The organism is Microbacterium sp. zg.Y909, from assembly GCF_024626565.1.
This window is the reverse complement of record NZ_JANJFJ010000185.1, coordinates 1-8688: the sequence shown is the minus strand read 5'-3', so window position 1 is coordinate 8688 and position 8688 is coordinate 1. Positions and strand designations below refer to the sequence as shown.

The window sequence follows — 8688 nt, the reverse complement described above, 5'->3', positions numbered from 1 at the left end:
CGGCATCCGCGAGCGCGACCGGCGCGGTGAACCCATCCGCGACCAGCATTTCCTCGTGCTGTTCAACGCCGGCGACGAGGCCGTGGACTTCTTCATCCCGGACCCCGAGTTCGCCCCGCACTGGGACGTCATGGTCGACACGGCCGGCGAGCTGGCGGACAGCGCTCCCATCGATCCGGGTGCCACCGTGCAGGTGCAGGGCAAGGCGCTCGTCGTGCTGCGCGAGCACTCCGGCCCCGAGCAGGAGGTCGATCACTCCGTCGCGGCGTCGCTGGCGACCAACACCGGCGTGATCGACGAGGTCCCCGCGGCCTCGCCGAAGGGCGAGGCGGGCCGGTGACCGAGCGGCAGCCCGTCTCGACGTATCGGCTGCAGATCCGTGAGGCGTTCGACCTCGATGCGGCGGCCGGTGTCGCCGACTACCTGCGCGACCTCGGGGTGGACTGGGCCTACTTGTCGCCGCTGCTGAAGGCGACCCCCGGCTCCGACCACGGGTACGACGTCGTCGACCCTTCGCAGGTCGACCCGGCACGCGGCGGCGCCGAGGCGCTCGAGCGCTTCGTCTCGGCCGCGCGGGCCGCCGGGCTCGGGATCCTCGTCGACATCGTCCCGAATCACATGGGCATCTCGCAGCCGGCCGAGAACCCGTGGTGGTGGGACGTGCTGCGCCACGGCCGGGGCAGCGCACACGCCGACGCGTTCGACATCGATTGGGAGTACGGCGGCGGCCGCGTGCGGGTGCCCATCCTCGGTGCCGAGCTCGGCGAGGTGCTCGCCGCGGGCGACCTGGTCGTCGACGCGGATGCCGGACTCGTGCGCTACTTCGACCACGCCCTGCCGCTGGCCCCCGGGTCTCTCGACGGTATCGACCCGGCCGACGTCGCCGCGGTGCTCGAGCGGCAGCACTGGGAGCTGATGTTCTGGCGCCGCGAGGCCGCCGAGCTCAACTACCGCCGCTTCTTCGCCGTCACGACCCTTGCCGGTGTGCGCGTCGAGCTGCCGCACGTCTTCGACGCCGCGCACACCGAGATCCTCCGCTGGGTGCGGGAAGGGCTCGTCGACGGCCTGCGCATCGACCACCCCGACGGGCTGGCCGACCCCGGGGCGTACCTCGACCGGCTGGCCGAGGCCTCGGGCGATCTTCCGGTGCTCGTGGAGAAGATCCTCGAGCATGCCGCCACCGAGCACCCCGAGGCCCTGCCCGCCTGGTGGCGCACGACCGGCACCACCGGTTACGACGCCATGGCAGAGGTCGACCGTGTGCTCATCGACCCCGCGGGCGAGGCCCGGCTGGACGCGCTCGACGCGACCCTGCGTGCCGAGACGGGGGTGGCGCCTCTCACCGGCTACGCCGACCTCATGCACGACACCAAGCGCATGATCGCCGACACCATCCAGCAGTCCGAGATCGCCCGGCTGGTGCGGGTGCTGCGCGGCATGCCGGGGGAGCGCATCGACGCCGCCGACGCCGAGCTCGTCGACACCCTCGCCGAGCTGCTGGCGAACTTCCCGGTCTACCGCTCGTACCTGCCGGCAGGACGCGAGCACCTCGACCATGCCTTCGCCGAGACGGCGCGACGCCGACCCGATCTGGCCGACCTCGCGCAGCTGCTCGTCGAGCGCATCGCCGAACCGGGCACCGAGCTGGCGCGGCGGTTCATGCAGACCACCGGGCCCGTCATGGCCAAGGGCGTCGAGGACACCGCGTTCTACCGCATGACGCGGCTGGGCACCCTCACCGAGGTCGGCGGCGACCCGTCGGTGTTCTCGCTCGACGTCGACGGGTTCCACACCGCTCAGGCCAGGCGCCAGGCGCAGTGGCCCCACGCGATGACGTCGCTGTCGACGCACGACACCAAGCGCGGCGAGGACGTGCGCGCCCGCCTGTCGGTGCTCGCCGAGATGCCCGACCGCTGGGCCGAGGTGCTCGAGCGGCTGCGCGCCGTGGCATCCAGCGGTCACGGCCCCTTCGACTCGCTGCTGTGGCAGGCCATCGTCGGCTCGTGGCCGGCGAGCCCCGAGCGCCTGCACGCCTATGCCGAGAAGGCCGCCCGTGAAGCGGCCGAGCGCACCGGGTGGTGGGATCCGGACCCCGCCTTCGAGGAGCGGATGCATGCCGTGGTGGACGCCGCCTTCGGCGCCGCACGGCCACTCGTCGAGGAGTTCGTCGCCGAGGTCTCCGGCCCCGGGTGGGTCAACTCGCTGTCGGCCAAGCTCGTGCAGCTGACCGCGCCGGGCGCGCCCGACGTCTACCAGGGCTCCGAGCTGTGGGAGACCTCGCTCGTGGACCCCGACAACCGGCGCGCCGTGGACTTCGACGCCCGTCGGGCCCTGCTCGGCCGCATCGACGGCGGGTGGATGCCGCCGGTGGACGAATCCGGCGCGGCCAAGATGCTCGTGGTGTCGCGGGCGCTGCGGCTGCGCCGTGACCGGCCGGAGCTCTTCACGCGGTACCGCCCGGTGGTGGCGGTCGGCGCGGCATCCGACCACGTCGTCGCGTTCGACCGCGGCGGTGCGGTCACGGTCGCCACCCGCCTGCCCGTCGGCCTTGCCGCCAGGGGCGGCTGGGGTGACACCGCGGTGCTGCTGCCGTCGGGGACATGGCGCGACGAGGTCACCGGCCGTACGGTGGCCGGCGGCGAGGTGCCGCTGCGCGACCTGTTGGGGACGTACCCCGTCGCCCTGCTGAGAGAGGATGCGCGATGAGCGTGGAAGTGTGGGCGCCGAGGGCCCAACGGGTGCGGCTGCGCCGACCGGGGACGGCCGATGTGGAGCTGGCTGTGGCAGACGGCGGCTGGTGGACCGCCGACGTCGAGCTGGCAGACGGTGACCGGTACGGGTTCGTGCTCGGCGAGGGCGACGCCCTGCGTCCCGACCCGCGGTCGCGGCGGCAGCCCGAGGGCGTGCACGAAGCGTCGGCGTACTTCGACCCGACGGCGTTCTCGTGGACGGATGCCGCGTGGACCGGACGGCAGCTCGCCGGTGGGGTCATCTACGAGATGCACATCGGCACCTTCACGCCCGAGGGCACCCTGGATGCCGCGATCGCCCGTCTCGGACACCTCGTCGACATCGGCGTCACCCACGTCGAGCTGCTGCCGGTCAACGGCTTCAACGGCGTGCACAACTGGGGCTACGACGGCGTGCTCTGGTACACCGTGCACGAGGCGTATGGCGGGCCCGCGGCCTACCAGCGGTTCGTGGATGCCGCGCACGCGGCGGGTCTGGCCGTCATCCAGGACGTCGTCTACAACCACCTGGGTCCCAGCGGCAACTACCTGCCGGAGTTCGGGCCCTACCTGCGCGATGCCAGCCGCAACACCTGGGGCGACAGCGTCGCCCTCGACCAGCCGGCGGTGCGCGCATACATCGTCGACAACGCCATGATGTGGCTGCGCGACCACCACGTCGACGGTCTGCGCCTCGACGCCGTGCACGCCCTGCTGGACGACGGCCCGAAGCACATCCTGCGCGAGCTCGCCGAGTCCGCCGACGCGCTGTCGGCCCACCTCGGGCGCCCGCTCACCCTCATCGCCGAGTCCGACATGAACGACCCCACGCTGATCCTCCCTCGGGAGGCGGCCGGCTACGGGCTGACGGCGCAGTGGAGCGACGACTGGCATCATGCCGTTCACGTCGCCCTCACCGGCGAGACAGCCGGCTATTACGAGGACTTCGCGGCTCTCGACGCCCTGCCGAAGGTGTGGACGCGGGGCTTCTTCCACGACGGCACGTACTCGTCGTTCCGCGGTCGCGACCACGGGCATCCGATTCCGCAGGAGGTGCCGGCCTGGCGCCTGGTGACCTTCGCCCAGGACCACGACCAGATCGGCAACCGCGCCGCCGGCGATCGGCTGACGGCGACGCTGTCGCCCGAGCGCCTCGCGATCGCCGCCGTGCTCACACTCACCGCCCCCGGAACGCCCATGCTGTTCATGGGTGAGGAGTGGGGGGCGACCACCCCGTGGCAGTTCTTCACGTCGCATCCCGAACCCGAGCTGGCCGAGGCGACCGCGAAGGGGCGCACCGAGGAGTTCGCCCGCATGGGGTGGGATGAGTCGCTCGTCCCGCATCCCAACGACCCGGCCACCTTCGAGCGCTCGAAGCTGGACTGGTCCGAGATCGACCCCGACGACGCGACGTCGGGGCCGCACCGTCACCTGCTGCAGCTGTACCGCGACCTCGCGCGCCTGCGCCGGGAACGGCCCGAGCTCACCGATCCCTCGTTCGGCGACCTCACCGCCGATGCGGTGGAGATCGCCGGTGGCCGCCGGTTCCGCCTCGGCCGCGGGCCGCTCACGGTGCTGGTCAACCTGTCGGCGGAGCCGTGGCACGCCTCGGCGGGACCCGATGACGCGGTGCTGCTCGCCACGGATCCCGAGCGTTGCGGCTCCGCGCCGGTTTCGGGCGTGGTCACCGTGGCACCGGAGGCGGCGGTGGTGATCGGCCCGCCGCTGGGCTGACCTGCCGGTGCTGTCAAGCCCAGGGCCGATGGGCCCGGCCGCGTTTAGCCTGGACCGATGAGCGCTGACACCGCATCACGAACGACCGCCCCGGCCACTCAGCCGCGCCCTTCCGACCTCGGTCGGCAGATCGGTGTGATCAGTGCGGTGAGCTTCATGCTCATCGCCGCGGTGGTGGGCGTGGGGGCTCTTGGCGGCCGGCCAGTCCAGGATCTGCAGGGCGGTGCCCTCGACTCCGACGCGTCGTACCTCGCCCCGGCGAGCCAGGCGTTCTCGATCTGGAGCGTCATCTACGTGCTGATGGTCGCCTACGCGGTGTGGCAGGCGCTGCCGTCGCAGCGCGCAGACGACCGCCAGCGCCTGCTCGGCTGGTGGATCGCGCTGACTGCCGTGCTCAACGGTCTGTGGCTGGTGGCCGCTCAGTTCACCACCCTCCCGATCACGGTGCTCGTCATCGTGCTGCTCCTTGCCGCTCTCGGCTGGACGTTCCACCTCGCGGTGCGCCGGCCGCCGCGCGGCGTGCGTCAGGCCGTCTTCACCGACATCACGGTGGGGCTGCACCTCGGCTGGGTGGCGCTGGCGACCGTCGCGAACTCGTCGGCCTGGTTCACCTCCATCGCGCCGGCGTCGTGGGGCGAAGCTGCGGACCCGGTGGCCATCGCCGTGATCATCGTGGTCGCGCTCGTCGGCATCGCCATCGCCCTCGGGGGCCGCGGCCGCCTCGCCCCGGGCCTCGCGATGGGCTGGGGCCTCACCTGGATCGGGATCGGCCGCTGGAGCGACGACCCGATGAGCCAGCCGATCGCGATCGCCGCCTGGATCGCCGCTGCCGTCGTGGTGCTCGCCCCCATCGCGATCACTGCGGTCCGCTTCGCCCGCAACCGCACCTGATCGTCGCGCTGCGGCGGCGGGCCGGTGCGTCAGTCAGCGAACCGGGCGGCGAAGGACCGCAGCAGCCGCGTGGGTTCCGACAGTGAGGCCGCGAGCACACGGGCGGCGATCGCGTCGAAATCGCCGGCGGTGAAGTATCCGTCGTCGCGGTAGACGGCCATGCGCTCGGTGAAGGCCGACCCTGTCGGCTCGGGGTGGAACTGAGTGGCGTACAGCCGGTCACCCACCCGGTAAGCCTGCACCGGGCACGCCGGGTTCGTCGCGAGCAGGGTCGCCGAGGGTGGCGTCGTGCCGGCACCCTCCTTGTGGGCGGTGAGGGCCGTGAACCGGTCGGCCAGCATGCCGAAGAGCGGGTCCTGTGCGGCATCCCCGGTCAGGGTCACCGATGCGGGACCGGTGTCTTCGGGGTACGCCCGGCTGACCTCTCCGCCGAGCATGCGGGTGACGATGCCGATGCCGTAGCAGGTGAAGAGGGCGGCCGTTCCGGCCGCGGCCGCGCGCTCGGCGATGCGCTCGAGGTCCGCCTCCACGCGCAGCTGCACGTCGGTCTTGGTCGAGCGGGGATCGGTGAGGTTGAACGGGCTGCCGCCGACGACGAAACCCGCGTACCGGTCGAAGACGTCGTCCTGCAGCGGCTCGCGGACGAGATCGAGCTGGGCGAGGTCGTCGCGGCGCATGGCCGTTCGGAATGAGGCGAACTCGCCGGCCGCGGCGCCCGCCTGCGGACGCACGCAGACGTACGCGAGCGGAGCCATGGGTTGATTCTAGATGCGCGTCAACCGCGCGAGGAGTTCGCGGTGCGGCCGCGCACGATGCCGATGAATGCCTCGACGAGCGGGGTGGTCGCCGCTGTCGGCCAGGCCAGGGCCACCGGTGACACCGGTCCGTCGCGCAGCGGTCGCGAGGTGACGTCGCGGCGCTGGTGCAGTCGCGCCAGCGACATCGGCACGATGACGATGCCGACCCCGGCCGCCACGGTCTCCACCGCCTCCGCGGTGTCGGCGGGCGGTGCGAACGCCGGGGAGACGGCGCCGGGGACGGCGATGTCGAACACGGCGTCACGGGGGACGATCAGGATCTCGCCGGCGAGGTCGTCGAGGCTCAGCTCGTCAGCTGCGGTGAGGTGCGAGTCGGCGGCGCACACGACGACGGGGCGCTCTTCGTAGAGCGGAATGACCGAGAGCCCGTCCGCGTCGACGGGAGTGCGGACCAGGGCGGCGTCGACCTCACCGGATGCGAGGGCGGCGGCCTGCCCGGCCACCGTCAGCGAAACCAGTTCGAGGGGGTTGCGCGGCATGCGCTCTTTCCAGACGTCGATCCACTTGCCGGGCGTCGCGCCGGGGATCGCTCCGAGTCGGAACGGGCCGGGCGGAACACGGTGCTCCGCGTCGGGCACGGCGCGCGGCGGTGCGGGCCGAGCCGGACGACGCGTGGGCTTTGCGGCCGAGCGTGCAGCTGCGGGTCGGCGGGGTGCGCCATGGGATCGTCCGCCGCCGCCTTTTGCCATTCCAGAAGAGTAGCCCGAGCGCTCCGGTCACGCCCAGGACAGGCATTTCGGCGGTGGCGGTGCTCGCCGCAGCGCTCGCACAGGGAACACCGCCCCTCATCGGCGTGGTGCTCCTCCTGCCGGCGGGCTGACGGGCCCGCCTGCGGCAGGCCCTGCTAGGCGGCCAGGCGCAGCCCGCGGCGGTCGGTGGCGACCCGCTCGCCGTCGCCGACGATCTCGCCGTCGCCGATCAGCGACCCGGTGGCGACCTGCGCGTGCGCGCCGACCGACGTGCGGATGCCGATCTTCGCTCCCGCGCCGATTGCGGCGCCTGAGCCGACGTGGGCGAGCTCTGCGATCTCGCAGTTCGGCCCGATGACCGCGTCGGGCTCGATCCACGCCCCGCGGCGGATGCGTACGCCGGCGGCGACTTCCGCGCCGGGTTCGACATATGCGCCCGCTTCGACCAGCGCGGTCGCGTGCACCTTGGCTCCGTGCGCGATCAATCCGCGCCCGTTGACGTGCTTGCGATAGCGCAGCGTCTCGCCGCGGTCGTTCTCGATGTCGATGTAGTTCTTGCCCACAATCCCCTCCTGCGACACCGTCTGGTGCCGGACTGGAGATAACGCGGGCCTACCCCGATCCATTCCCTCACCTGGTCGTCCTGCGAGGATGTGAGGGTGACCGAGACAGGGCCTTCGCTGGTGTTCGACGAGAAGACGACCAAGCACGGCGTCGGCGAGGATGTGCTCGGCATGCTGACCGGCACGTTCACGGCATCCTTCGGGCTGTACCTGCTGAACGCCTCGCACGCGGTGACCGGCGGCACCGCGGGACTGTCGCTGCTGCTGGGGTTCGCGTCGGAGGTGCCTTTCTGGGTGCTGTTCGCCGTCATCAATCTGCCGTTCGCCGTGCTGGCGGTGTGGAAGAAGGGGTGGGACTTCACCCTTCGCACGATGATCGCCATCGCCTTGGTGTCGGGGTTCTCGGTCGTGCACGAGACGTTCTTCGTCGTCGGTGAACTCAACCCGGTCTACGGCACCCTCGCCGGCAACCTCATGGCCGGCATCGGACTGCTCATCGTCTTCCGCCACGGCGGGAGTCTCGGCGGATTCAACATCGTCGCCCTCGTCGTGCAGGATGCCACCGGCATCCGCGCCGGATGGACGCTCATGGTTTTCGACATCCTCGTCGTGCTGGCAGCGCTTTTCGTGGTGCCCTGGCCGAACGTCCTCATGAGCGCGGCAGGTGCCGTGCTGCTGAATCTCGTGCTGGCGCTCAACCACCGCCCGGGGCGCTACATCGGGCGGTGACCTGCGGTCATCGCTGGCACACGGGACACCAGAAGACGTTGCGCTCGGCCGTAGGGCGCGCGCCGAGTGCCCCGCCCCGCACGAGCGTGCCGCAACGCCGGCAGGGTTTCGCCTCGCGGCCGTAGACCCACATGCCGCGGCCCGGCCGGGCGTCGCCGGTGAAGACTCGGCGTGAGCGGTCGCGGTTCGTGCGGATCATCCGCGCGGCGGTGTCGATCAGCGCCGGCGCGTCGACGTCGGTCCCCGGCGTGGTGGGCAGGATGCCGCGGACGAACAGCACCTCGTTGGCGTACACGTTGCCGAGCCCCGCCACGTTGCGCTGATCCAGCAGTGCCACGTGCACCGGCCGGGAGTCGGCGCCGACGCGTCGTGCCGCCTCGGCTGCGTCCCAGTCCGCCGCAAGCGGGTCGGGGCCGAGATGACCGACGACGCGCGCCTCGTCGGCAGTGGGCAGCACCTCCACCATGGCGAGGTCGAACCCCACGGCATCCGCCCGCTCGTTGCCGACGATGGCGCGGGCGGTGTATCCCGGCCG

8 protein-coding genes and 1 pseudogene are annotated in these 8688 nt (G+C 72.0%); 5 read left to right on the top strand and 4 right to left on the bottom strand.

Annotated elements, in window-relative coordinates; translation table 11 throughout:
- The 4 genes and pseudogenes from NQ160_RS13645 to NQ160_RS13630 form a co-directional block, all read left to right on the top strand.
- Nucleotides 1-340, top strand: a pseudogene (locus NQ160_RS13645) (glycogen debranching enzyme); the annotation flags it as partial.
- A complete protein-coding gene (gene treY / locus NQ160_RS13640; protein ID WP_257515763.1) occupies nt 337-2706 on the top strand; it encodes a malto-oligosyltrehalose synthase in 2370 nt (789 codons plus the stop codon). The pseudogene NQ160_RS13645 and the gene treY, both read left to right, overlap by 4 nt.
- Nucleotides 2703-4463, top strand: coding sequence for a malto-oligosyltrehalose trehalohydrolase (gene treZ, locus NQ160_RS13635; RefSeq protein ID WP_257515762.1), 1761 nt, complete (start codon nt 2703-2705; stop codon nt 4461-4463). The genes treY and treZ overlap by 4 nt, the downstream gene beginning before the upstream one ends.
- A 57-nt stretch (nt 4464-4520) precedes the next feature.
- Entirely contained in the window at nt 4521-5354 is an 834-nt protein-coding gene (locus NQ160_RS13630) for a tryptophan-rich sensory protein (RefSeq protein WP_257515761.1), read from the top strand.
- A 29-nt stretch (nt 5355-5383) separates the two neighbouring features.
- On the opposite strand, the gene NQ160_RS13625 is transcribed toward NQ160_RS13630, so the two are convergent.
- The 3 genes from NQ160_RS13625 to NQ160_RS13615 all read right to left on the bottom strand — a co-directional run bounded on the left by NQ160_RS13625 (nt 5384) and on the right by NQ160_RS13615 (nt 7424).
- Nucleotides 5384-6109: a glutamine amidotransferase-related protein gene (locus NQ160_RS13625; RefSeq protein ID WP_257515760.1), complete on the bottom strand. Its 726-nt coding sequence runs from the start codon at nt 6107-6109 to the stop codon at nt 5384-5386.
- A 20-nt stretch (nt 6110-6129) separates the two neighbouring features.
- Complete coding sequence (locus NQ160_RS13620) at nt 6130-6750, bottom strand: LysR family substrate-binding domain-containing protein (RefSeq protein ID WP_257515759.1); 621 nt, start codon at nt 6748-6750, stop codon at nt 6130-6132.
- A 266-nt stretch (nt 6751-7016) separates the two neighbouring features.
- On the bottom strand, nt 7017-7424 hold the full coding sequence (locus NQ160_RS13615) for a transferase (RefSeq protein ID WP_257515758.1): 408 nt from the start codon (nt 7422-7424) through the stop codon (nt 7017-7019).
- A gap of 96 nt (nt 7425-7520) precedes the next feature.
- Between NQ160_RS13615 and NQ160_RS13610 the strand changes: the two genes are divergently transcribed.
- Nucleotides 7521-8153 (top strand): YitT family protein, encoded by a 633-nt coding sequence (locus NQ160_RS13610; RefSeq protein ID WP_257515757.1) that lies wholly within the window; start codon nt 7521-7523, stop codon nt 8151-8153.
- Between the two features lie 7 nt (nt 8154-8160).
- Here the strand turns inward: NQ160_RS13610 and NQ160_RS13605 are convergent.
- The coding region (locus tag NQ160_RS13605; protein WP_257515756.1) for an Fpg/Nei family DNA glycosylase at nt 8161-8688 on the bottom strand (528 nt) is incomplete at its 5' end.